Annotated in this window: 26 protein-coding genes; 13 read left to right on the top strand and 13 right to left on the bottom strand. The window is 57.1% G+C overall.

All coding sequences use genetic code 11. From position 1 onward, the window contains the following. Positions 1-111: 111 nt before the first annotated feature. Positions 112-729 (bottom strand): bifunctional phosphoserine phosphatase/homoserine phosphotransferase ThrH, encoded by a 618-nt coding sequence (thrH, locus tag AO353_RS00930; protein WP_054593267.1) that lies wholly within the window; start codon positions 727-729, stop codon positions 112-114. A gap of 174 nt (positions 730-903) precedes the next feature. Between thrH and AO353_RS00935 the strand changes: the two genes are divergently transcribed. Beyond that, complete coding sequence (locus AO353_RS00935) at positions 904-1,638, top strand: phosphoadenylyl-sulfate reductase (protein WP_054593268.1); 735 nt, start codon at positions 904-906, stop codon at positions 1,636-1,638. 201 nt (positions 1,639-1,839) lie between these two features. Here the strand turns inward: AO353_RS00935 and AO353_RS00940 are convergent, their stop codons facing one another. Beyond that, positions 1,840-2,763, bottom strand: coding sequence for a LysR family transcriptional regulator (locus tag AO353_RS00940; protein WP_054593269.1), 924 nt, complete (start codon positions 2,761-2,763; stop codon positions 1,840-1,842). Between the two features lie 125 nt (positions 2,764-2,888). On the opposite strand from AO353_RS00940, the gene AO353_RS00945 reads away from it, so the two are divergent. Then, entirely contained in the window at positions 2,889-3,635 is a 747-nt protein-coding gene (locus tag AO353_RS00945) for a 3-oxoacyl-ACP reductase family protein (RefSeq protein ID WP_054593270.1), read from the top strand. Positions 3,636-3,716: 81 nt separating this feature from the next. Here the strand turns inward: AO353_RS00945 and AO353_RS00950 are convergent, their stop codons facing one another. After that, positions 3,717-4,409 carry an HAD-IA family hydrolase gene (locus tag AO353_RS00950; RefSeq protein WP_054593271.1) on the bottom strand — a complete coding sequence of 231 codons (693 nt, stop codon included), beginning with the start codon at positions 4,407-4,409 and terminating at the stop codon, positions 3,717-3,719. 256 nt (positions 4,410-4,665) lie between these two features. Here AO353_RS00950 and AO353_RS00955 point away from each other — a divergent pair, with 256 nt between their 5' ends. Together AO353_RS00955 and AO353_RS00960 are read left to right on the top strand one after the other, a co-directional pair. Continuing rightward, positions 4,666-4,920 (top strand): type II toxin-antitoxin system RelE family toxin, encoded by a 255-nt coding sequence (locus AO353_RS00955; RefSeq protein ID WP_054593272.1) that lies wholly within the window; start codon positions 4,666-4,668, stop codon positions 4,918-4,920. Next, on the top strand, positions 4,901-5,227 hold the full coding sequence (locus AO353_RS00960; protein WP_054593273.1) for a helix-turn-helix domain-containing protein: 327 nt from the start codon (positions 4,901-4,903) through the stop codon (positions 5,225-5,227). Before AO353_RS00955 ends, AO353_RS00960 begins: the two co-directional genes overlap by 20 nt. Positions 5,228-5,358: 131 nt before the next feature. On the opposite strand, the gene AO353_RS00965 is transcribed toward AO353_RS00960, so the two are convergent. From AO353_RS00965 to AO353_RS00980, 4 genes are all read right to left on the bottom strand, one after another. Next, positions 5,359-5,703, bottom strand: coding sequence for a hypothetical protein (locus tag AO353_RS00965; protein ID WP_054593274.1), 345 nt, complete (start codon positions 5,701-5,703; stop codon positions 5,359-5,361). A gap of 392 nt (positions 5,704-6,095) precedes the next feature. Continuing rightward, positions 6,096-7,517, bottom strand: coding sequence for a group II intron reverse transcriptase/maturase (gene ltrA / locus AO353_RS00970; protein ID WP_054598148.1), 1,422 nt, complete (start codon positions 7,515-7,517; stop codon positions 6,096-6,098). Between the two features lie 472 nt (positions 7,518-7,989). Beyond that, the gene (locus AO353_RS00975) at positions 7,990-8,181 is read right to left on the bottom strand and encodes a hypothetical protein (protein WP_054593275.1); all 192 of its coding nucleotides are present in this window, start codon (positions 8,179-8,181) and stop codon (positions 7,990-7,992) included. Between the two features lie 188 nt (positions 8,182-8,369). Further along, on the bottom strand, positions 8,370-8,690 hold the full coding sequence (locus AO353_RS00980; RefSeq protein WP_054593276.1) for a YbjQ family protein: 321 nt from the start codon (positions 8,688-8,690) through the stop codon (positions 8,370-8,372). Between the two features lie 116 nt (positions 8,691-8,806). Between AO353_RS00980 and AO353_RS00985 the strand changes: the two genes are divergently transcribed. Further along, entirely contained in the window at positions 8,807-9,001 is a 195-nt protein-coding gene (locus AO353_RS00985; protein ID WP_054593277.1) for a hypothetical protein, read from the top strand. Positions 9,002-9,034: 33 nt separating this feature from the next. Here AO353_RS00985 and AO353_RS00990 read toward each other — a convergent pair whose 3' ends face one another. Further along, complete coding sequence (locus AO353_RS00990; protein WP_054593278.1) at positions 9,035-10,024, bottom strand: SDR family oxidoreductase; 990 nt, start codon at positions 10,022-10,024, stop codon at positions 9,035-9,037. Between the two features lie 94 nt (positions 10,025-10,118). On the opposite strand from AO353_RS00990, the gene AO353_RS00995 reads away from it, so the two are divergent. Continuing rightward, complete coding sequence (locus AO353_RS00995; RefSeq protein ID WP_054593279.1) at positions 10,119-11,024, top strand: LysR family transcriptional regulator; 906 nt, start codon at positions 10,119-10,121, stop codon at positions 11,022-11,024. Positions 11,025-11,090: 66 nt separating this feature from the next. Next, positions 11,091-11,669 carry a DUF4337 domain-containing protein gene (locus AO353_RS01000; RefSeq protein WP_054593280.1) on the top strand — a complete coding sequence of 193 codons (579 nt, stop codon included), beginning with the start codon at positions 11,091-11,093 and terminating at the stop codon, positions 11,667-11,669. 150 nt (positions 11,670-11,819) lie between these two features. On the opposite strand, the gene AO353_RS01005 is transcribed toward AO353_RS01000, so the two are convergent. Then, on the bottom strand, positions 11,820-12,155 hold the full coding sequence (locus tag AO353_RS01005) for a hypothetical protein (RefSeq protein ID WP_054593281.1): 336 nt from the start codon (positions 12,153-12,155) through the stop codon (positions 11,820-11,822). 309 nt (positions 12,156-12,464) lie between these two features. On the opposite strand from AO353_RS01005, the gene osmE reads away from it, so the two are divergent. Both osmE and AO353_RS01020 read left to right on the top strand, forming a co-directional pair. Continuing rightward, a complete protein-coding gene (osmE, locus tag AO353_RS01010; protein ID WP_054593282.1) occupies positions 12,465-12,827 on the top strand; it encodes an osmotically-inducible lipoprotein OsmE in 363 nt (120 codons plus the stop codon). Positions 12,828-13,057: 230 nt separating this feature from the next. After that, positions 13,058-13,444 (top strand): hypothetical protein, encoded by a 387-nt coding sequence (locus AO353_RS01020; RefSeq protein ID WP_054593284.1) that lies wholly within the window; start codon positions 13,058-13,060, stop codon positions 13,442-13,444. Between the two features lie 83 nt (positions 13,445-13,527). Here the strand turns inward: AO353_RS01020 and AO353_RS01025 are convergent, their stop codons facing one another. Beyond that, a complete protein-coding gene (locus AO353_RS01025) occupies positions 13,528-13,710 on the bottom strand; it encodes a hypothetical protein (RefSeq protein WP_081013684.1) in 183 nt (60 codons plus the stop codon). A gap of 624 nt (positions 13,711-14,334) precedes the next feature. Beyond that, positions 14,335-15,900, bottom strand: a complete 1,566-nt coding sequence (locus AO353_RS01030; protein ID WP_054593286.1) for a methyl-accepting chemotaxis protein — start codon at positions 15,898-15,900, stop codon at positions 14,335-14,337. A gap of 541 nt (positions 15,901-16,441) precedes the next feature. Between AO353_RS01030 and phaR the strand changes: the two genes are divergently transcribed. Beyond that, positions 16,442-16,975 carry a polyhydroxyalkanoate synthesis repressor PhaR gene (gene phaR / locus AO353_RS01040; RefSeq protein WP_054593288.1) on the top strand — a complete coding sequence of 178 codons (534 nt, stop codon included), beginning with the start codon at positions 16,442-16,444 and terminating at the stop codon, positions 16,973-16,975. A gap of 35 nt (positions 16,976-17,010) precedes the next feature. On the opposite strand, the gene phaP is transcribed toward phaR, so the two are convergent. Then, on the bottom strand, positions 17,011-17,574 hold the full coding sequence (phaP, locus tag AO353_RS01045) for a TIGR01841 family phasin (protein ID WP_054593289.1): 564 nt from the start codon (positions 17,572-17,574) through the stop codon (positions 17,011-17,013). A gap of 251 nt (positions 17,575-17,825) precedes the next feature. On the opposite strand from phaP, the gene AO353_RS01050 reads away from it, so the two are divergent. Continuing rightward, positions 17,826-20,144: a DUF3141 domain-containing protein gene (locus AO353_RS01050; protein ID WP_054593290.1), complete on the top strand. Its 2,319-nt coding sequence runs from the start codon at positions 17,826-17,828 to the stop codon at positions 20,142-20,144. Positions 20,145-20,157: 13 nt separating this feature from the next. Here the strand turns inward: AO353_RS01050 and AO353_RS01055 are convergent, their stop codons facing one another. Beyond that, on the bottom strand, positions 20,158-21,297 hold the full coding sequence (locus AO353_RS01055; protein WP_054593291.1) for an AraC family transcriptional regulator: 1,140 nt from the start codon (positions 21,295-21,297) through the stop codon (positions 20,158-20,160). A 272-nt stretch (positions 21,298-21,569) separates the two neighbouring features. Between AO353_RS01055 and phbB the strand changes: the two genes are divergently transcribed. Both phbB and AO353_RS01065 read left to right on the top strand, forming a co-directional pair. After that, complete coding sequence (gene phbB, locus AO353_RS01060) at positions 21,570-22,316, top strand: acetoacetyl-CoA reductase (RefSeq protein WP_081013685.1); 747 nt, start codon at positions 21,570-21,572, stop codon at positions 22,314-22,316. Positions 22,317-22,380: 64 nt separating this feature from the next. Beyond that, positions 22,381-23,559 (top strand): acetyl-CoA C-acetyltransferase, encoded by a 1,179-nt coding sequence (locus AO353_RS01065; RefSeq protein WP_054593293.1) that lies wholly within the window; start codon positions 22,381-22,383, stop codon positions 23,557-23,559. The last annotated feature ends 167 nt before the right edge of the window (positions 23,560-23,726 follow it).

A 23,726-nucleotide genomic window follows, 5' to 3' on the forward strand; every position in this document is an offset into this window, starting at 1 on the left:
CTGACGCCGCGAATCTTCAGAAAGTTCGCGTGTACTGGTTTACGACTGCTACGCCCGAGCGCGGACCGGCCGGCGGGGGCAAGCCCCCTCGCCACAGTTCCTCGGCGTCCTTTACAGGCTCAGCTCACGGTTTGAAGCTTTGAGAAATTCCTGCTTCAACTCGGCAAAGCTGTGCACCGCCGGGAACTGCGGGAACTCGCGGATCACGTTGTCTGGTGCGTGGAACAGGATTCCGGCGTCCGCCTCGCCCAGCATGCTGGTGTCGTTGTACGAATCACCGGCGGCGATCACCCGATAGTAAAGGCTCTTGAAGGACAATACCGACTGACGCTTGGGATCTTTCTGACGCAGTTGATAGCCCGTCACCCGCCCGGTGTCATCCGTAATCAGACGATGGCAGAGCAAGGTCGGGAAGCCCAGTTGACGCATCAGCGGCTGGGAAAACTCGTAGAACGTGTCAGAAAGAATCACCACCTGGAAGCGCTCGCGCAGCCAGTTGACGAACTCGATGGCACCGTCGAGTGGCTTCAGGGTGGCGATCACTTCCTGAATATCGGACAGCTTCAGGTCGTGCTCGTCGAGGATGCGCAGGCGCTGCTGCATCAGCACGTCGTAATCGGGAATATCCCGGGTGGTTGCCTTGAGGGATTCAATCCCGGTTTTTTCGGCAAAGGCGATCCAGATCTCCGGGACCAACACACCTTCCAGATCGAGACAGGCAATTTCCACAAGACACTCCCATTTGTACTGATTATTGAGTTGAGCGAGCAAAAGGACTGCCGAACTCTAGCGAGACATACCGACCGACGCAACGCAGACGAGCGCCCCCGTTTTCTCGGGATTTTGCTACCATCGCCACCATATAGAGCGCTTAGCGCCACCGACCTGTAGGAAACCGCCCTGATGAGCCCATCGTTCGACGTCACTGAACTCGCCGCGACCTATGCCACCAAATCCGCCCAGGACATTCTCAAACTCGCCTTTGCCGAGTTCGGGGACGACCTGTGGATCTCCTTCAGCGGCGCCGAAGACGTGGTGCTGGTGGACATGGCCTGGAAAATCAACAAGAACGTCAAGGTCTTCAGCCTCGACACCGGACGCCTGCATCCGGAAACCTATCGCTTCATCGACCAGGTGCGCGAGCACTACAAGATCGAGATCGAACTGGTCTCCCCGGACCATACAAAGCTCGAACCGTTCGTCAAAGAAAAAGGCCTGTTCAGCTTCTACAAGGATGGCCATGGCGAATGCTGCGGCATCCGCAAGATCGAACCACTGCGCCGCAAGCTGTCCACCGTCAGCGCCTGGGCTACCGGCCAGCGCCGCGACCAGAGCCCGGGCACCCGTAGCCAGGTTGCCGTACTGGAAATCGACAGCGCGTTCTCGACGCCAGAGCGCACCCTGTACAAATTCAACCCGCTGGCACAAATGACCAGCGAAGAGATCTGGGGCTATATCCGCATGCTGGAGCTGCCATACAACAGCCTGCATGAACGTGGCTTCATCAGCATTGGCTGTGAACCGTGCACCCGCCCGGTGCTGCCAAACCAGCACGAACGTGAAGGTCGCTGGTGGTGGGAAGAAGCCACACAGAAAGAGTGCGGCTTGCACGCGGGCAACATCATCCAGAAAGCCTGATCCCCGCCCTGCGAAATCCCCCCTGTGGGAGCTTGCTCGCGATAGCGGTGTAACGATCAACATCAATGTTGAATGTCAGTCCGTCATCGCGGGCAAGCCTTGCTCCTACAGGTTCAGTGTCGAATACATCATTGTGGCTCGACTCGAATTCGTAGGAGCAAGGCTTGCCCGCGATGGCAGCACCTCGGTCCTGCGCCAAGCTCAAACAGCGCTGAACCGCTGCGCCAATTGCTGCTCGGCAAACTGCTCGATAATGAAATCCACGAACGCCCGCGTTTTCCCCGGCAGCAGTTTGTGTTCGGCATAGTAGATCGAGATGTTGCCATCATCGACGTACCACTCCGCAAGCACGCGCTGCAAAGTGCCGGCATTCAGGTAGCCAACCGCAAACGGCATGCTCACCAGCGCAATCCCCAAGCCTTGCGCCGCAGTGGCGCAAGCCGCTTCGGAGTCACTCATGGTCATCCGCGCCTTGAGGCTCAGCGGGCTGTGTTCCTGACGACGGCTGGTCAATTGCCAGGAACGCACGCGACCGGTCTGCGGTGAACGAATCAGAATCCCGTCGCAGTCACTTAAATCATCCGGCTCACGAATCGCCTCGCGCTGCGCCAGATAATCCCTGGATGCCACCAACACCCGGTGAGCCGGCGTCAGCTTGCGCGCCACTACCCCTGGCGGCAGTTCAAAACCGCCACCAATCGCTGCGTCGAAGCCTTGGCCGATCAAATCGACCTGGCGGTTATCAAAATGCCAATCCGGATTGATCGCCGGAAAACGCCGCAGAAACTCACCCAGCAGCGGCACGATGTACAGCCGTCCAAACACCGTGCCCATGCTGACTTTCAGCGTCCCGGCCGGACGCCCTTCAGCGCTGGCCAGATTGGCCATGGCATTTTGAATGGTGTGCAGACTGGCACTGACTTCGCCGAGAAACAACTGACCGGCTTCGGTCAACGTCAGGCTGCGCGTGCTGCGCTGAAACAGCCGAACGCCCAGGCGCGCCTCAAGTTTGGCGACACTTTTGCCTACCGCTGCGGGGGTCAGGCTCAAGCGCCGCGCGGCTTCGGCGAAGCTGCCGACCTCGGCGCTGCGCACGAAGCATTCGATACTGCTGAAGGTTTCCATGGTCGCCACTATAAACTTCTGGTTTACACAGACTATAGCAATGACCGTCTACACAGGGGGTAATCCAGTATCGATACTAGGCTCCATCAACCGAGACATTTCGCCTCGGGACTTTGGAGATAGACATGACCACTCAGAACCTCAGCGGTAAAGTAGCTCTGATCCAGGGCGGTTCCCGCGGTATCGGCGCCGCCATCGTCAAACGTCTGGCCGCTGAAGGCGCAGCGGTTGCCTTCACTTACGTCAGCTCGGCTGCCAAGGCTGAAGAATTGCAAAACAGCATCACTGCTACCGGCGGTAAAGCTTTGGCCATCAAGGCCGACAGCGCTGATGCGGCCGCCATTCGCAATGCCGTCAACAGCACCGTCGAAACCTTTGGTCGCCTCGATATTCTGGTCAACAACGCCGGTGTGCTGGCCGTCGCCCCGCTGGAAGACTTCAAACTCGAAGACTTCGACCAAACCCTGGCGATCAACGTACGCAGTGTGTTCATCGCGACTCAAGAAGCGGCCAAACACATGACCGCAGGCGGTCGCATCATCAACATCGGCAGCACCAACGCCGACCGCATGCCCTTCGCCGGTGGCGGCCCTTACGCCATGAGCAAGGCGGCGCTGGTCGGCCTGACCAAAGGCCTGTCCCGCGACCTGGGCCCACGCGGTATCACCATCAATAACGTGCAGCCTGGCCCGGTCGATACCGACATGAACCCGGCCCACGGTGAGTTCGCCGAGAGCCTGATCCCGTTGATGGCTGTTGGTCGTTATGGCACTGCCTCCGAGATCGCCAGTTTCGTTGCTTACCTGGTCGGCCCGGAGGCCGGCTACATCACTGGTGCCAGCCTGAGCATCGACGGTGGTTTTGGCGCCTGATCCAGCTTTTTTGCAGCATAAAAAAACGCCGGGCAACCTTTGATCAGGTTGCCCGGCGTTTTGTTGTCCAGTGTTTTCCCGTTACGCCTGCTCGAGTGTCGGCAAACCATAGGCATGCGGCTGGAACGCTTTCAACGTACGAAGAATGCTGTCGGCATGCGCATATTTTTCGTCAGCCATGGCCGCATCCGGCACCGCAATCGCGGTCATCCCCGCCGCTTTTGCTGCGGTGACGCCAAACGGCGAGTCCTCAAACACCAGGCAATCACGCGGTGCCACCCCCAAGCGTTGCGCAGCGATGAGGAAAATATCCGGCGCTGGCTTGGCTGCGCCGACCTCAGGGTCATCGGCGGTCACAATGGTGTCGAACAGCGCAAACCAATCGCCATGCAAGGTGGTTTTCTGTCCAAAGGACTGACTCGAAGAGCTGGTACCCACGGCAATCGGAATATTGTTCGCCTTCAAATGCTGAACCAGCTCCCGCGCGCCCGGCATCGCCAGCGCACGCGGGAAACGTTCACGCATCAACGGTTCGCGGATCAGCAGAAACTCTTCGGCGCTGATCGGCAGCTCCAGCGCCTCAACGACATAGCGCGCCAGATCGCCAGCACCGCGGCCGATGATGTTCTGCTTGATGTGCCAGTCGAAGGTTCGGCCATAGCGTTCAGCAATGATTTGCGTGACCTCGGTGTAGATACCCTCGGTATCGAGCAGCAGACCATCCATATCGAAAATCACGGCCTTGATCGGGCCGAAGTCGAGCGGTGCATTCATCGCATCTGATCCGTTATCAACACAACATTCCGGGAAGCGGCTCAGGTACGGCCAGTGCCTTGATCGACCGAAAAAAGGATCGACCAAAGGGCCCGGCAGCATAACGAGCGCGGCTCACATGCGGCAACTGTTTGCCGCCCCTCACCCTCAGATCACGGCCTAGGGTGTGTAGTGAGCGCAAGGAAAGCGCCGCACGGTCACTTATAGAAATATAAGAAAATCATTGCACGACTTATGGAAGACTTATTAAGCTCTCATGAACGAAATCTACTGGACCCGCAAAGCCGTAAAGCAACTGCTCAGGGTACACACGGAGCACCGGGTGCAAATCCGCGATGCCGTAACGCAGTTGGTGCGCATGCCCGACGCAATCAACGTCAAGGCGCTGGCCCTGCACAATTGCGGGTATCGCCTGAGAGTCGGTAACTACCGGGTTCTGTTTGACTGGGACGGCTCGGTCCAGGTGGTCAGCATTCAAGAGGTCAAAAAACGTGACGAACGCACCTACTGACATACAAATCATCAACGGCCCGGACGGTGAGCCAGCCTTTGTGGTCATCCCCTACCAGCAATATGTCGCTCAACACGGCGACACCGAGCTGATTCCTCATCAGGTGGTCAGTCGTATTGTCGACGGCGCCACCCCAATCCGCGCCTGGCGTGAACACTTGAACCTGACGCAGGAAGAAGTGGCAAAGCGAATGGGGATTTCACAACCTGCGTTCGCCCAGCAGGAGGCGGTAAACAAACCGCGCCGAGCCACTCGGGAAAAGATCGCCATGGCGTTCGGGATCAGGGCTGATCAGCTGGAGTTGTGAAGTCCGGGTCATTGCAGGCTCTGGATTCAGGTAGCGCACTAGCATGGGGTGCCAGGGGTCGAGTAACCCAAAACGAAAAAGCCCGGCAATCAGCCGGGCTTTTTCAAATCGTATCGCTGGAACCAGTGCGCTTACTTGCCCATGAGCGCGCCGCCGGCTGCGCCACCAAGGCCAGCACCAATGGCGGAACCGGTCTTGCCGCCCAGCGAGTTGCCGATGACCGAACCACCCGCTGCGCCTACACCACCGCCGATTGCTGCTTTAGCGCGATGGCCCTTTTTCGCGCCGGCAGCACTGCCTGCAGCGCCTGCAACGCCTGCACCGATCGCCGCGCCGGTGCTGCCACCAAGCTTCTGACCAACCACATTACCCAGCGCACCACCCAAGCCGCCGCCGAGCGCTGCGCTGCCATCACCGGCCATTGCGCCTTGAGCGACCAGAAGACCCAGAACCAGAGCAGGCAAAGTTAAACGCATGACATGAACCTCAAAAAGGGTACTGATTAGTAAAAAACCGGATGCTAAAAAGGGCCGTCGGTTCAGTCAAAGAACCGGCCCAACCCTCATGAGCGCGAGGGTTGGACAGTTTATACGCAAAGAGTTTTATCGCAGGCAAAAAAAAAGCCCGCTGGGGAGACGGGCTAATGGAATTGCTTTTTAACGGATGAGTTGAGCCTACGGATATGCTTGTGAAAGAAGCGTGAAAGAAACGCCCGAAAATCAATAATGTTGATACCGCGCATGACACGTCACAAGCTCCCACTAACCTCCTGCACCACGCCACACGCTCAGACACCAATCGAGTAGGAGGCGGCTTCACAACCGCCGTCCTCTCACACCACCGTACGTACGGTTCCGTATACGGCGGTTCAGGTTATGCGGCTAAGCCGGTTTATCGTATCCAGTATCGAGACCAGCCCGAGTCGATCCCACAGTTTCTTCGGCAGCGCCTGATTCATATGTGGCGCTCCCGAGTTCCACCATGGGCCTCGGCCATTGAAGGCCGATTTCCACGCCCGCGCCTCATCAAGCCCCAAGCGCATCAGGTTGCGCGCCCTCGTAGAGGGCCGCTTCCATTGACGCCAGGTGACACAACGAAGTTTGTGACGCACCCAGCCGTCCAGCTCCTCAAGTGGCCGCTTGCTTTGACTCAGCTTGAAGTAGCCAGCCCAACCACGCAGCACGGGGGTTATATGCTCAATGATGTATCTCATTGAACGGCTCCGTATCCGACGCAGCAGTTCCCTGAGTCGGTCGCGCAAGCGATGCAGGCTCATGCTCGCCACTCTCAGCTTCGGCTGTTGATGCCAGCTCATCCCATAGCCCAGATAATCACAGACCCAAGGCCGTGCCACGCGGCTCTTTTCCCGATTCAACGTCAGTTTCAGACGCTGGCTCAGGAAGCGCTCAACGCTGACCATCACTCGTTCGCCCGCACGGCGACTGCGCACATAAATGTTCGCATCGTCGGCATAGCGCACGAAGCGATGGCCCCGCCGCTCCAGCTCTCGGTCGAGTTCGTTGAGCAGAATGTTCGACAGCAACGGCGAGAGCGGGCCGCCTTGCGGCGTCCCTTCCTGCCGTCGGCTGGCGATCCCGCCCGACATCACTCCGGCCTGGAGGTAACGACGGATCAGCGTGAGTACCCGCCGGTCTTCGACATGACGCTGTACATAAGCCATCAACACATCGTGGTTGACCCGATCAAAGAGCTTCTCCAGATCGAGCTCCACGCACCAGCGGTGACCCGCCGCCACATGGGCACGGGCTGTTTCGATTGCTTGGTGGGCGCTTCTGCCCGGACGAAAGCCGTAGCTGTAGTCCGAGAACAGCGGATCGAAGATCGGCGTGAGCTGTTGCAGCAGTGCCTGTTGGATCAAGCGGTCCACGACGCCGGGAATGCCCAGCTGCCTTGTGCCGCCTTTGGGTTTGGGGATGTCGACGGCGCGTACACCTTGCGGGTGATACTCGCCGGCCAGCAACCGAGCCTTAAGGATCGGCCAATACTGTTTCACGTAGCTCGCCAAGTCGTCGACCGTCATGCCATCGGCACCCGGTGCGCCCTTGTTGCTGACCACGCGTTGATACGCACACCTAAGGTTGGCCGGTGCAAGCACCCGCGCCATCAGCGTATCCGACTCCGCGTTCGTCCACGTCACGGACGCCGCTGATACCTGTGCACTGTCAGCCGTCATCCTCGGATTCTGTCCGGGATTCGGAGTAACAGTCTTCTCTGGGAGAAATTTCTGCATTTCGGTATTCAACGAGACTCTGACGCCTACTGGCGGCATAACCTGTTCGGCCCTTGGTGGCATGGTGATTCGCCACTTACTACGGCCTCGGCTGACTTCTGCAGATCCATCCCGTCGCCTCGCGACGCTCGGTAGCACAGTGGCAAACCTGCAGATCTCCCAGGGTAATTCGCGCGACCTTCCTGCTTATGCCTGTCGGATTTACGTCACAGCGTTCCGTGCAAGTATTGGGCTTTGACGATTGAGGCCGTCTTACCCCGCTGCGCCGCCTCTATCCGCTTCCTGTTCGTCAGGCCAGCATTTTGCCTCGGGCTTCCTTCAGATTCGCAGTCGCCCGCGACACCCTTGCCTCTGGCTAACACTTCCCCTTGCCGGGTGTGTAGAGGACTTTCACCTCCAAGTCACCAGCGAGGCCACCACAGCCAAGCTGGTTGCGCTTGCGCGCAACGCGCCATGCCTGGCGCACCTCAAAAAAAACCCCGCTCAATGGCGGGGTCAGTCTAATTTTCAATTACTTGCGTACAGGCACGGAGACCTTGGGCATGAACGGCTTTGCGGTGTTTTTTGTCACCGCAGGCAGCCTGGCCTTGCCCGGTTTGGTCGGTGTTTCACCAAACCCCGCCACATAATCCGTCTGGCCACATTGCACACAATTGTTGACCGGATACTCAGCGCCATCATCTTCAATGTAAGGAATGCTCATCTATCAGTCCCTCCAGACAGATCGATACCGGCAAGCAATTGATTGCCTAAAAAGTACCGACCTCCAAGGTTTCTGAGACTAGCCGGTCATTCCCAGACCAATGATTCAAATGCGCAACACCCGACGAACGGCCAGGAAAAGCCTCTGACTTCCTCTACCTGTTTCTGACAGATAAAACGTCAATCAGCCTATTTGAGCGTCACCGCCGTTCCGGTCACAAACACCACCAGCATGCTGCCCCTGCCCGAGGGCATACTGATCTCGAAGTCCACCCCGACCACCGCATCCGCCCGAAGACTCTGCGCACGCTCCTTGAGCTCATCCGTTGCCTGGGCTCGCGCCTCCTTCAACGCCCTTTCCAACGTCTGGGAACGCCCGCCGAAGAAATCCCGCATTCCGGCGAACATATCCCGCACAACGTTGATGCCCTGCACGGATTCGGCGCTGACAATGTCCAGGTAGGCTGCGATCTGACGACCTTCGATGGATTGGGTGGTGGTTATGATCACGTGGCATTCCTTTATTGATTGAGTGTCAGCCATGCTGCTGGCTGAAGCTGGAGAGACATACATACTAAGGACTAAGTTCATCCCGCGGTTTTGATGTTGGGTGCACAGGAGGTCGTATGACGGTATTTTTGCTGCTGTACCTATGCACTGACGCCTCCCGCACTGACTGCCAGGTGATACCCGTGGAACACTGGGTACACGCTGATGCTTACAAACAATGCATGGCCGCAGCCAAAAAGCTGACGATCGATCTCACCGCCAAGAATCGAAAGAGCAATTACTTTGTCTGCGAAACTCAAGTCGGTCAGTGACCGCCAATGAAGACACCTGTTAGTGTTCTTGCATCAGGAAAAAGTCGCCAAGCCGTCTCGACGGATACACCCCATGCCCAGCAACGCCGCTTCGACAGCTTCATCCAACGGCGTATGCGGCTCGCGCCCCAGCACCTCGATCAATCGCGCATTGTCCATCTGCACTGGCGTGCGCCATAAATAACGCATTTCCAGCATTTCACGGAAGGTCACGACAAAAGGCGAAGCCAGTGTCAGCAACCACCACGGGAACGCTGTCACTCGCGGCTCCATGCCCGCGTGCCGATAAACAACACGCTGGATAGCACGGCTCATTCGGGTACCGTCGGTATCCAGATGACCAGCCATATGAAATCTTTCGAAGGCTTGGAGTGTGGTGCGCCGCTCCAGCAACTCGACCATGCTCCGCGCAACGTCAGGCAGATAGGCCCACTGGTGAGCAACGCCCTGCTCACCTGGATAACTCACTGCGTTGACGGGTCTCCCCGGCTTGATCAAGCCCATGGAAAACCAGTTGTTACCGGCTCGCGGCCCGAAAAAATCTCCGGCGCGAACGATCAACGCACGAGCCCCCTTGTCAGCAGCCTTGCGCAAGCGCTGCTCCATCTCCACCCGAATAGCGCCTTTTCGGGTAAGCGGCTGCTGTGGTGAGTCTTCATGCAATACCGGAAAAGCATCAGGGCCAAAGTTATAAACCGTACCGGGCAGCACAATGGTTGCACCCTCGACCACGGCCGCAGCGATGGTGTTGTCGAGCATCGGCAACACCAGCTCCGGCCATCGACGATAGCCCGGCGGATTGACCGCATGCACAATCACCGAGCAGCCTTTCGCGGCCTCGATAACCTCCTGCCGATTCAGCGCATCACCGCGTAACCACGTGATGTCCGCTTGTTGATCGACAGCTTTTTCGAGATGACGTGTTAGTGCGCACACCTCCCAACCGGCGTCTTTCAATTGACGCGCCACTTCCCCGCCAATCCCTCCTGTCGCTCCCAGTACCAGCACTTTATTGCCGTTCATGCCCGACACCTCAAGGTTATAGAGGGCTTGATCCTGAGCGAATGGGCGCTATAGATAAATTGCAGAAGATCAGTTGGACGCTATACATTTATGCATGGCATCGAATATTGGTTGGGAGCTCTATCGATCCTTCCTGGGCGTACTCAATGAAGGATCGCTGTCGGGCGCGGCGCGCTTGCTCGGCATCACACAGCCAACGGTCGGCCGGCACATCGCCGCGCTCGAAAAAGCGCTGGATGTCGTTTTGTTTACACGATCACAAACAGGGCTGATGCCCACCGAAGTGGCACTGACCCTGCGCGCCCACGCACAAACCATGGAAAGTACAGCGGCCTCGATTGAGCGAGCCGCCTCAAGTCAAGGCGCGGCTGTACACGGGATTGTCCGTATTTCAGCCAGCGACGTGATTGGCGTCGAAGTATTGCCACCCATCATCACCCGGCTTCGCCAACAACACCCGGCGTTAAAAGTAGAACTCGTACTGACTAACCGCGTGGTCGATCTCTTGCAGCTCGAAGCCGACATCGCCGTGCGCATGATGCGCCCCCGCCAAGAGCAGCTGGTGGCGCGTCGGATCGGTAAAATCGAACTTGGGCTACATGCGCGTGCCGAGTACTTGAACCAACATGGCATGCCGCGCGACCTCAACGAACTGGCCGGCCATTCGATCATCGGCTACGACCAGCCGAACGCCTTTATCCGCAATATCACCAAGTCCATCAAAGGCATTGACCGCCAGCTCTTCTCACTGAGCAGCGACAGCGATCTGGCGCAGCTGGCGTTGATACGCGCGGGGGCTGGTATCGGCTTCTGCCAGGTTCCGCTGGCCAAGTGTGATGCAGCATTGCAACGCGTGCTGTCGACGACGTTTTCGCTGGGACTGGACACCTGGGTCACCATGCATGAAGACTTGCGCAATAGCCCGCGATGCCGCGCGACCTTCGACGCGCTGGTTGAAGGGTTGCAGCAGTATGCAAGTCCGGATGGGCAGGATGATTGAGATAGCGCCTTAGGCATCCACTCCAGTTACAATTTGATACCTATTCACTCCTGCAGACTCACAGCCATGACTGAAGACTTCGAAGTCCCCAGCCCCCACGAAAAGCATCTGGAACACGCGACCGAACACGCCCAGGCCCGCGGGGACAGTTTCGCCAGCAAGATAGCGGTGATGACGGCGATCATGGCAACCATCGGTGCCATGCTCAGCTACCAGGCGGGCTCCACGGAAAGCGAAGCGGCCATGGACAAGAACAACGCCGCCATCAAGAAAACCGAAGCCTCCAACGAGTGGAATTACTACCAGGCGAAATCCAGCCGACAAAACCTCTCTGAACTGGCGATTCACATCCCCGGCCTCGATGCCGCGCACTACACCGCCGAAGCGCAACGCTACAAAACCGAAAAAGAAGAAGTGCGCAAGAAAGCGGAAGCCCTCGAAGCAGAAGCTCGCGAGTGGGATGAAAAATCAGAATTGGTATTGCATCAGCATCACCGTTGGGCACAGGCAATGACGGCGATTCAGATTGCCATTTCGCTGGCAGCGATCACTTTGTTGACGCGTAAGGAGTGGCTGAAACGGGTCGCGTACAGTGCCGCTGGCATTAGCGTCGTGCTGGGTTCGCTGGCCTGGTTGCATCTATGAGTTTATTGAGGGGGACGACATCAGGTCATCCCCCTTCGACCCGGCTTTTTCGCACGCAGGCAATCAATAAACAATCGTGACCAGAACAGACAGCCAAAGCAGTGGTGCGCGCATCCGGCATCATTCCAACGTCAATTCATCAGGCAGGAATTACAAACAGTCGTGCACCGACTTCATCAGAGCGCGGGATTTGGCCCACGGCGGGCCTTGATACAGCGATATGCGGCTCCCATTCTTGTACTTCACGATATCCAGCGTCTCATCGGCCGTCACAATGCTTGGCGCAGTAATCCTGTAGCCGTTTGAAATCGTAGTCTGGGTGGTTTTAGGGATCTCGCGCTGCCAGGCCGGCAGAACGCACTGCGCGTATTCCTTGGGAACCTTGGCAGTGATCTCGCTGACATTTGGCTCACCCGGCACCAAGGAGGCCGGCAAAGAGCACCCCGCCAACGCTGCAACAGCAAGCGCACCTATCAAAACTCGCATAATTGTTCTCTGCAATAAAATGTGGCAAATGTAACGTGTGGCCGGGTAGACATCCAGCGTAATTAAGGGAACGTACTGTTGCAGTATTGAGAACAAACCTATCGAAAAGGAACGCTTTCGCGCGTTTCTGAAAGTCGCTCTGCTTCTTGTCGCAAAACCCGCCACGCGTGAGCTTTCTGTTATCTGCCCTTCCCTCGCACGCCAATGTCTCAGCCTTGAGGATATTTGGCGTGCACCGCCGAACTCGACTTTACTTTTATTGATGCACCCAAGAGTTTCTTCACGACACTCACTTTCGGGAGCCCAGTCATGAACACCCGTCTATTCGCACTGGTCGTCGTGCTGTCTGCGGTGGCTGGATGCAGCTCCGAGACATCGGTCTATCGAGAGCAACCGCTGGTCGCAAAAGTAGAAATGGGCATGAGCAAGGATCAAGTCCAGCAAATCGGCGGCAAGCCTTTATCAATCAGTGATCGCACCGTCGAGCCCGGCACCTGTTTTGACTACATGCTCACGCAAGCCGGCCAAAAGCACACGTTCAATGTCAGTTTCGATGCTCGAGGCAAAGTCGACCATAAGAGTTTTATGACGTGCGCGGAATGGAGTCGCGTGCAACAAAAGGCCAGAGAACCATCCGGCAGTATGGGTGGGATGGGCGGTGGCGGTTATTAGCCTATGACAGTCCTTACCCTCACGGACTTCTATCTTCCTCTCCGACATCAGTTCAACAGTATTTCGTCGCAGAGTCGTTGACGCGCCCCTTTTTGGGGCGTGGAATATTCTGGATCTGTTGACGTTTGGTGGCGAACCGGGTTGCGATGTCCTGCATCAAATGGGCAGCGTCGCGGTCATCACAAAACATCAATAGCCCCTGATGCAACAGATGTCGGGAGGATTTCCACATGGCTAAAATAAAAGTTCTAGCTGGTGATTTTCTTCATGGAGTGGGGGCGTACGACTCCGGTGTTGTCAGTATCGAGACAGCGCTCTATCCGTGGCCAGGTATCAGTGTCCCGGTTACCGATATCAAACTCGTTAACGTCATAAACCAAACTCCGATCGCACTGACACACCGCTGTGCCGGAATGGGCTTGGCCGCTGCGATGGCTATTGCCCCCACCTGGTCCGTGACAGACACCGCCATGGCCCGGGCTGATGCAGACGTGACGTTCTGGATTGAGCTCAGGGATGGCAGGAAAATGCTCTGCCTGACAGATATCGACACCTATCGACATCTGGAAGCGGGATGCTCGCACCCCATCTCGGGAATCGACCAAGAGGAGAGGTGACAATGGCCGACGGCAGCCTGATCATCAAAGGCGAATGAGCCGGTGAAAGCCCTGCCTCTTGCCGGGAAACCGGCAAGGGGCTTTTAGAGAAGCTTGATCAACACCGCAGTGACCGCAGCCACCGTGCCGATCAGGCCAGTCGCAACGGCAACCGGATACCAGAAAGTTTCACGGGTCATCTTGCCGGCCTCGGCGTTCAGCTTGCGCTGCTCAGCCATCAGCTTGACGATTTCCACGTGAACCTTTTCCAGTTCGGCCTGTTGCATTGTCAGCTCCTGCATAACGTTCGTCCTTTCGGGTGGCGGATTGCGTCGGGTACGCTGCGCTTTGATTCATTTTCTACCCTAATGGTGTGAAATGAATACCCCCTCCGGACGTGTTTCGTGTGAAGCGCTGAACCCCATGGAAGCGCTCAAGCACCCGGCTTTTCAGCGTTGCTTCCCACACCTCCATCATTTGCCCTACAGCAATTTCGGAAGTCCCCCCGTAATGGCCTAATGAAAAAGCCCAGCGCTAGGCTGGGCTTCGGAATCGAGGACCATAGTGTTGTTGCCAATCAGTTAAGCCGTATCACGCACCGCAGCTGGCGAAGCCTGCTGCTACAGGTCAAGCATCAGCATCGTGCCCTGAGTCTCCCGACTGACCGACATTAGCCAATGGGCTGCTTTTGCCGGCCTTAACGGCACTCATGTTGTTCCACTTGGGTTAATCGCTCAACGAGCTCGTTTTGATCGTAAAAGAAGGTGAGGATTTATTTAACAAACAAAAGGGGAAGACTCGTAAGCCCTCCCCTTTCGTTCACCCCACGGTGCTATCCAAACGCACCTTCCCTGTACGCCTTGTGCCAGACCAACCCCGCAGCACTGTTGCCATACGCAAAGAGAGGCAGGCTATCGATTGAACCGCTCGACCAGTGAGTACTGAGTGGCCGCCGTTTTAGTCAGCTCGTTGCTGAGCTCTGCCGAGTGATGGGCTTGCTCTGAAGTCTGATCTGCCAGGTGCGCAATGGTGCTGATATTGCGGCTGATTTCCTCGGCAACGGCGGTTTGCTCTTCGGTAGCGGCCGCAATCTGAGTGGTCATGTCGGCGATATTGGCTACGGCTTCGCTGATACCCACCAACGCCTTGTCTGCTTCAAGTACCCACGCCACGCCCTCTTCGGCCTGACGATGACCACTTTCCATGGTCTGCACAGCGTTATTGGAGGACGCCTGGAGCTTGGTGATCAGGCCATGGATCTGTGTCGTCGACTCGGACGTGCGCTGCGCCAGCTGACGAACCTCGTCAGCCACCACGGCGAAGCCTCGACCCATATCGCCAGCACGTGCCGCTTCGATCGCGGCATTCAGGGCCAGCAGGTTCGTTTGATCGGCAATGCCCTTGATCACGTCGACGACTGTTCCGATTTCATTGCTGTCCTTGGCCAACTGCGCCACCGTTTGCCCGGTTTCACCGACCACGGCAGAAAGACGCTCGATGGCTTCTCGGGTGTCTCTGGCCACATCGCGTCCGCGCCCGGTCAGCTGGTTAGCCTCCCGGGTGGCGTCAGCAGTGCGTTGGACATGGCTAGCAACTTCCTGCGTGGTCGCCGCCATTTGATTGACCGCGGCGGACACTTGCTCGGTTTCGACACGCTGTCGATCAAGACCTTGTGAGCTATCGGACGCCAGAACGTTGGATCTTCCGGCAAGCCCGCTGAGTTGCTCTGCGGTGTCTTGAAGGCGCGTCAGGCAGGTTTTCAGGCGTGCGGTCTGACTAACAAAAGCCGTTTCCAAACGTGCTTGAGGCCCGCGCTCATCGCTGTACATCTGTGCGATGAGTTGATCGGACGTGGAAGGTTCAGCCATCCGCAACAGACGCAAAGTGCTTTGCTTTTGCCAGCGGGACGTCATCAAACCGAGTGGAGCCGAGACGCCTGCCGCGACGACAAAAGCCAGCGTGGAATCGAGGAGCATCCCTCCCAAAGTGCCCACCAGCCCCATAACCAGATACGGCAGGCAATCCTGGAGGACAGGTTGCCACTTGTCTCGAGTGGGAATGGCCGGCTTTCCCTGTCTGATGCGCTTGTAGAGGGCTTCGGCGCGGCGGATCTGGTCGGCGGTAGGTTTGACCCGGACCGACTCAAAACCAACCACTTGGCTGCCTTCAAAAATCGGCGTGACGTAAGCGTTGACCCAGTAGTGATCGCCATTCCTGGAGCGGTTCTTGACGATCCCCATCCAGGGATTGCCTTGCTTGAGAGCGCCCCACATATGGGCAAAAACCGCGGGTGGCACATCAGGATGGCGAACGATGTTTTGAGGGGCGCCAATCAGATCGGCTCGGTCGAAACCACTGATCTCGACGAAGGCGTCATTGCAGTAAGTGATGACGCCTCGGACATCGGTTGTCGAGATCAGTTTTTGTTGAGGTGCAAGCGCGATTTCACGTTGCGTAACGGGTTGGTTGTTTCTCATTCCTACTGCTCCCTGTGTCCTGTAATAGTGCCATCGGCAGGCATCAGGAAAAGGTTAGCTGGACTTTCAAAAAAACCCTTTAATAACAATGAGTTGCATTATACCAATTCGATTAAATTGGATCCAAGACAGCATGTCGCTATCTCGTTGAATACCCTGGATAAATAGCGTTTCAAACAGGCAGGAGACTTTCATGGACGACCTGAAAGTTCGCATCATCTCTAACAACGCGGAATGAGATTTCAGCCCTGCCCACCGAATATTTGCGAAGGCCATCTCTATCGATTGGGATCAGGTCAACCAACGGCGGCCGGAATGGAATGCGCGTTGGAGCAAGACGATCGAGCGGTAGGCCTCTTCGGTTAACGCCTGCAAAAAAAAAGCACAAGCAAAAGGCCCGTAGCGTGGATCGCACTCAAAAGATGAAACAAGTTCTTACTCTGAACACCCAGTGCGTGCCGCGTGGGGCGACGCATTGGAGTGGCAGTGGTCAGAGTAGGATAAGATGCCTGTAAATCAGGCTCGCCATGAGTAGCCCCGCATGACAGATAACAGTCGGAACACCACCCGCCTGATCAAGAAGTACCCGAATCGCCGTCTATATGACACGCACACCAGCAGTCATTTGACCCTTGCGGATATACGCCAATTGGTCGTCGATAAAATCCCGTTCGAGGTGGTCGACGCCAAGACCGGCGAGGATCTGACCCGAAGTATTTTGCTGCAGGTCATTCTGGAAGCCGAAAGTGGCGGTGAGCCGATATTCTCCAGTGAGATGCTCATGGGGATTATCCAGTTCTACGGTCCCTACCAGAGTGTCCTCGGCAGCTACCTGGATAAAAGCATCCAGACGGTCATCGACATCCAGTCCCAGACCGGAGCTCAGTCCTCTGAAGCCTGGAGTGAGTTCATGCACCAGCAAGCACCGGTCATGCAGGATTTGATGCGCCAGTATGTCGACCAGTCAAAAGCCCTCTACCTGAACACTCAGAACCTCTTCGGCCTGTTCGGCGGCATGCCACCAGGCAAGCCGGGTGGCGGTGGCGGGACGAAAAAAAATGGCGATGGGGAGTAAACCCATCGCCATCCGTTCAACCGCTCTAATGTGACTTACTTGCTGCCGCTTGTGGCCTTGGCACCTGGAGCGGCTTTGCCGGCTGCTGCGGTCGCTGCCTCAAAACCGCTCTGGGCAACGTCAGCAGCCTGTTTTACGGCTTTCTGTGCGCTTTCAAAAACGGTACCGGCATTCGCCAGCGACGACTTGAATGCGGCCACAACAGGCTCGGAGCCAGCCGGTGCATTCTTGCTGATCACGTCAACGAACTCTTGCACCTGCTGGGTGCCCGCCTCGACCTGACGCGAGGCCAGCTTGGTGATTTCCGAGTGAGTGCCGACAATCAACGCTTGCACTTGGCGATTGAACTCAGCCAGGCGTTCGGCTTGTACATTTGGCTGGGTGAAAGAAGCCTGGAGCTCAGCGAACCCTTGTGGATCACGGACTGCCAGCAGCTTGCGAAAGACCTCGAACTGCTCCTCGGTGGAGGCCTGCAGCGTCTTGAACTGCAATTGGCTGAGCTGTTCAACACTGGAGAAGATTTTGCCGCTGATTTGCTGCAGGAGGTCTAGGTTGGCTTTCTGAGCGTCTTGCAATTTTTCCGAGTTGAAAAAAGACATGCTTGAATCTCCTGATTCTGAAAGGCCGGCATAGGCCTGAGGACGCGATAGCGATCCTGCCGGTCATCGCGCTAGATTTAATATTGCAGCGCACAATTTTTTTTGGCAATGGTTTTTTGTGCAGTGCACAAAAGTTTTTCCACCACTGCTGATATTCGCTATAGACTCCTGACATCAAGCGGACAGCCTGAGTCTCATTCATCAATGAGCCGCAGGCCGCTGCTTCGCATGCATAACCTCAGGAGATCACCATGGGCCAGGAAGATATTATTGCATCGCAATATAAAAAACCCTTCTCTCAACGCGGCCTGTTCGAACACCTGAGTCATCTGCAGCGCCTCAATACGCTGAACATCCTTGATGCTTTGCGCCAGCGTCAGGAAAAAACCTTCGCGCCGCTGAAGCAGGGTCAACTCAGACAACCTACGCCCGCTGAATGGCAGGAATATGTCACCGACCTTGGCCAACGCTGCCTGCTGTTCTGGGACACCCTGCGCCAGCGCGGCGACAATACGCTGGCCCATGAACGCGCCGGGTATCCGCTGCTGCTCAAGTTCGATCATGAAACCCTGATCGCAGGCGCCGACCTCCCGCGCCCGGTCAACTATTCACTGCTGCGAATCCTCCTGGGTCCCGAGCAAAAAATCGACAGCAATGGCCAGCCGGTGATCATCATTGACCCACGCGGCGGCCATGGCTCGGGAATCGGTGGCTTCAAACAGGATTCGGTATTAGGCGAAAGCCTCAGAGCCGGCCACCCCACTTATTTCATCTCTTTCAGCCACTCACCACAGCCTGGGCAAACCCTGGCCGATATCGTCGAAGCCCAGGCCCGGTTCATCGAGGTCGTCAGCGCCCTTCACCCAACCAACAGCAAGCCGATCATTATCGGCAACTGCCAGGCCGGCTGGGCCTTAATGGGATTGGCGGCAACACGGCCGGAACTGCCGGGATTGATCATTATCAATGGTGCCCCCTTGTCGTACTGGGCCGGTGTCAATGGACGCAATCCGATGCGTTACACCGGTGGCCTGCTGGGTGGTGGCTGGATGGCTCGCCTGGGCAGCGACTTGGGCAATAACCGTTTCGACGGCACCTGGCTGGTCAGCAATTTCGAAAACCTGGACCCGGCCAACACCTATTGGGGCAAGTACTACCAGTTGTTCAGCCAGATCGACAGTGAGGCTGCGCGCTTTCTCGACTTCGAACGCTGGTGGGGCAGCCCGACCCTGCTCAATGGCGAAGAGATCGAGATGATTGTCGATGACCTTTTCATCGGCAACCAATTGTCCGGCGGCCTTGGCCGCAAGAGCTCCGGTATTGACCTGAAACGGATCGAAGTACCGGTGGTGGTGTTCTGCTCCTACGGCGACAACATCACCCCTCCCCAGCAAGCGTTGAACTGGATCGCCGATGTCTATCCCAGCGATCTCGCCTTGCATGATGCAGGACGTACCATCGTCTACCTGCGACACGCCAGCATCGGCCATTTGGGCATCTTTGTTTCCGGCAAGGTGGCTCGACGTGAACACCGTGGATTGCTCGGTGCGGTCGAAGCCATCAACGCACTGCCGGCAGGGCTATACGAAATGCTGATCGACGATCTGCCGGCCCCCTCAGGCAGCAGTGACGTGCAATACAGCGTGAGTTTCGAATCAAGGCGAATCGCTGATATCCATGATGACGTCGAGCCAGCCCGTGATGACGATCGCGAATTCTCTCTGGTGGAGCATGCCTCTGAAATCAACAGCGAGTTTTACGACGGGTTCATACGCCCGTGGCTGCGTCAGGTCGTCAACGAGCCCATTGCCGAACTGATACGCAGGACGCACCCCTTCCATCAGCAGCAATTACTATGGAGCAGCCTGAATCCGGCGCTGTGGTGGTTAGCCGGGGCCGCCTCCCAAGTGAGCAGCGATCGTCGTCCCGCACGCCAGGACAACCCGTTGCTGGCGTGGCAGGAGCTGTTCTCCAACCAGATACAAGACGCCCTGAATGCTTATCGCGATGTGCGTGACGCCACTCAGGAGCTGTGTTTTTACGGTATCTACGGCGCACTGGGTGCCCTCACCAGCAACAGTCCGGTGCGAAATCTCCAGGCACATGCCGACCAGCAGGACCAGGCCTTGATCGAACGCCTGCAGGATGCGCTGCCCCATGGCGGCCCCTTGGAAGCGTTAGTGCGGATTCTGTTTTTGCTGGGCCGCGACAGCGACAAGGCAGGCAAGGAAAGCATAGAGAAACTGATCCAGCAGGTGCACTTGCTGGTCCAGGACTACAGCACTGAGCCCACAGCCCTGCGCGAAGCCATCCGATTGCAGAACCTGCTGGTTTTTGCCCACCCGCAAGAAAGCTTGCGCAGCCTGCCCTTGTTGCTACCCGAGGCCAAGGAACGCCAACAGGTACTGACAGCCGTCGGGCAATTAATGCCTGAATTGCTCTCGACTGCTGGAACCGAAGGCGAATTCTGGCGTGAACTGCACACGCTGCTCGAAGTCCCCCTACCCGCTCCCGCCATCGTCGTTAAAGCCCCAAAGCGCAAAGCAACAAAAGGTCCAAAGCCTCAATGACCCGCCATAGGGATTAGCGGTGTATCCGTTCGGCGTAGGCGCTGGCGAAGCCTGCAATTCTATGGTCTCTGCGCAGACCGACAGAGTTCATGGCTCGGACCGGCACCGGCACGGCCTCGACTTTCTCGAGCGCAAACAACGACTCATCGGTTCGATACTGACCGGGGGGCATGCCGAACCAACGGGTGCATGCCTTATGGAAGCTGCTGTGATCATGAAAGCCGAGCAGATACGTCACATGCTTCATGTTGAGACGAGAATGGCGCAAATAGAAGTCGGCCAACTGCCGGCGCACATCGTTCAGGACATCCTTGAATTGCGTGCCATCCTTCTCAAGGCCTCGCTGAAGCGTTCGTTTGCTGACGTTCAGTGCCGCCGCAATCGATTCCATATCACATTGCCCTTGGCCCTGCCCCTGGCTCAAGCGCTCGATAATCAGCGCGCGAATCCTGCCAACAATAGAGCAGCCGGACAACTGGTCCAGTTGAGCCTCGGCAAAACTGTCATGGAGTACGGCGAGCGCCTCGTTGGCCATACTCAAAGGACGCAGAAGCTCCTCGCCATCGAACAGGATGCTGTCATAAGCCGCCCCGAAACGCAGCGGGCAGCCAAAAAGCCGCTGATGCTCCGACGTATCTTCAGGCTCGGGATAAGCGAACTCTACACTCAACGGCTGCGGCGACTTGCCACCCGCCAGCCAGCGGCAGAAACCCAGCAGCGAAGCCAGGCCTGCATCCGTATATTGCCGGGGTTTGACCGAGCCACGTTGCTGATGATCGAGGCTGGCCAGACGGAAATGTTGCTGCTCCTGAACAAAGAAAAGACTGAATCCGGTACTTATCAACGGGCTGAAACGAACCAGGCGTTCGAGCGCCCTCTTCAGATTCGAACTGGACATCATTGTGTAGCCCACGATCTGAAAAACGCCTGGGTGGAAGCTCCCGTAGGCTTTCAAACCGATGTTCGGATCATCCGAGGCCTGAGCAGCCAGATCCCAAAGACGATAGATAACGCTTCGCTCGCAGTATGCTCCAGGTTTATTCACGAGTTCGACGTCCAGTCCCGCGTCTTGGCACAGACCGGTAACGTCCAGTCCTTGAGCCAAAAGCGTATTCGCCAGCATGCCTGCATAACCTGAACTCATTCTATACATAGCGCCCTCAATAACCTGTGGAACCGAACATCCTGTCCGGAGCCGATATTGACCTACGCTGAACATATTTCAGCCATGTTGCACGAATATTAATTATCCGCTCCGTTTCAAGTATTGATCCCAGTATAGGTACTCCTCATTTTTTGCAAGCCGTCTAAAACGCCCGTGTGGCACCGATGGACACGAATACGTCACCTACCAACACTTCCGCACGAACCGTTGATATCGAACAATCTTCTCTCCTGCAGCACAAAAAGAAGGGAAGTAGAAATATGGAGTCGCGTAGTCGTATTGCGGTAGTAACAGGTGGTATGGGCGGCATTGGTACAGCCATCAGCCAACGTCTGTACAAGGAAGGCTTCAAGGTTATTGTCGGCTGCAGTGCCAATTCCGGCCGCAAGGATGACTGGATGGCAACACAGCTTGCAGCAGGCTATCAATTCGAATGCGTCGAAACCGACATCACCGATTGGGAATCGACCCGCAAGGCCTTTGAGATGGTGCGCGAACACTTCGGGCCGATCGACGTACTCGTCAACAATGCGGGCATCACTCGTGACGCGTCCTTCCGCAAGCTCACCCCGGAAGACTGGAACGCGGTGATCGGAACCAACCTGAACAGCTTGTTCAACACCTCCAAGCAAGTCATCGAAGGCATGCTCTCCAAGGGTTGGGGGCGGATCATCAACATCTCGTCGATCAACGGCCAGCGTGGCCAGTTCGGTCAGACCAACTATTCGGCCGCCAAGGCTGGCATCCATGGTTTCACCATGGCACTGGCCCGGGAAGTTTCCGGCAAGGGCGTGACCGTCAACACCGTCTCCCCAGGCTACATCCAGACCGACATGACTGCGGCAATCCGCAAGGACATTCTGGACGGCATGATTGCCGGCATTCCGGTGGGTCGCCTTGGCCAACCCGAAGAAATCGCCTCAATCGTGGCCTGGCTGGCCTCCGATGAGTCCGCCTACAGCACCGGTGCCGACTTCTCGGTAAACGGCGGCATGAACATGCAGTAAGCCCAACCAGGGCATGAATGCCCTGGTGTGTTCGACGAATTTTGTCTTTTCAATGAGGTCACGCATGAACGAAGTCGTAATCGTTGCCGCTACTCGTACCGCCATCGGCAGTTTCCAGGGTGCTTTGTCTGCAATTCCCGCGACCGAACTGGGTGCCGCAGTGATTCGCCGCTTGCTGGAGCAGACGGGTATCGATGCTGCTCAAATTGATGAAGTGATCCTCGGCCAGGTACTCACTGCCGGCGCTGGGCAAAACCCGGCCCGCCAGACGGCGATCAAGGCCGGCTTGCCACACACCACCCCTGCCCTGACTTTGAACAAGGTCTGCGGCTCGGGTCTCAAGGCGGTCCATCTCGCCGTCCAGGCAATCCGTTGCGGCGACGCGGAACTGGTGATCGCTGGAGGTCAGGAAAACATGAGCCTGGCTCCCTACGTTCTGCCCAAGGCACGCACGGGTCTGCGCATGGGTCATGCGCAACTGCAAGACAGCATGATCCAGGATGGCCTGTGGGATGCCTTCAACGACTACCACATGGGTATCACCGCTGAGAATCTGGCGCAAAAGTACGAGATCTCTCGTGAAGCGCAGGATACCTTCGCCGCCGCCTCGCAACAGAAGGCCGCCGCTGCCATTGAGGGCGGGCGATTCCAGAGCGAAATCACCCCGATCCTGATTCCTCAGCGTAAGGGCGAACCACTGGTCTTCGACACCGACGAACAGCCGCGTATCGACAGTACTGCGCAAGCCTTGGCCAAACTCAAACCGGCATTCCAGAAAGACGGCAGCGTGACCGCCGGCAATGCTTCGACCCTCAACGATGGCGCCGCCGTACTGTTGCTGGCCAGCGCCGCTAAAGCACAAGCGCTGGGCCTTCCGGTACTGGCACGGATCAAAGCCTATGCCAGCGCCGGTGTGGACCCGTCGATCATGGGCATCGGCCCGGTCCCGGCTACGCGTCTGACCCTGCAAAAGGCTGGCTGGAACGTCGAGGACCTGGACCTGATCGAAGCCAATGAAGCCTTCGCCGCCCAGGCGCTGGCGGTTGGCAAAGAGTTGGGTTGGGACACCAGCAAGGTCAACGTCAACGGCGGTGCGATCGCCCTTGGCCATCCGATCGGCGCGTCGGGGGCACGGATTCTGGTGTCGCTGGTGCACGAACTGATCCGTCGCGACGGCAAGAAGGGTCTGGCCACTTTGTGCATCGGTGGCGGACAAGGCGTCGGCCTGGCTATCGAGCGTTAACCAACGGCATTTGAGTAGCCAATGCGCGGAACTGGGACCTGGGACCTTGTTCCGCGCATCAGGCTGGCGTCAAACAAAACTGCCTGCATTCCTGCCGTCGCTACGCCGGAGTTCGGCAAAGCGCGGCTTTTTTCTGCCCGGCTCATCGGTATGGGCAAGGAACTTTA

It is taken from the genome of Pseudomonas fluorescens, from assembly GCF_001307155.1.
GTDB lineage: Bacteria > Pseudomonadota > Gammaproteobacteria > Pseudomonadales > Pseudomonadaceae > Aquipseudomonas > Aquipseudomonas helvetica.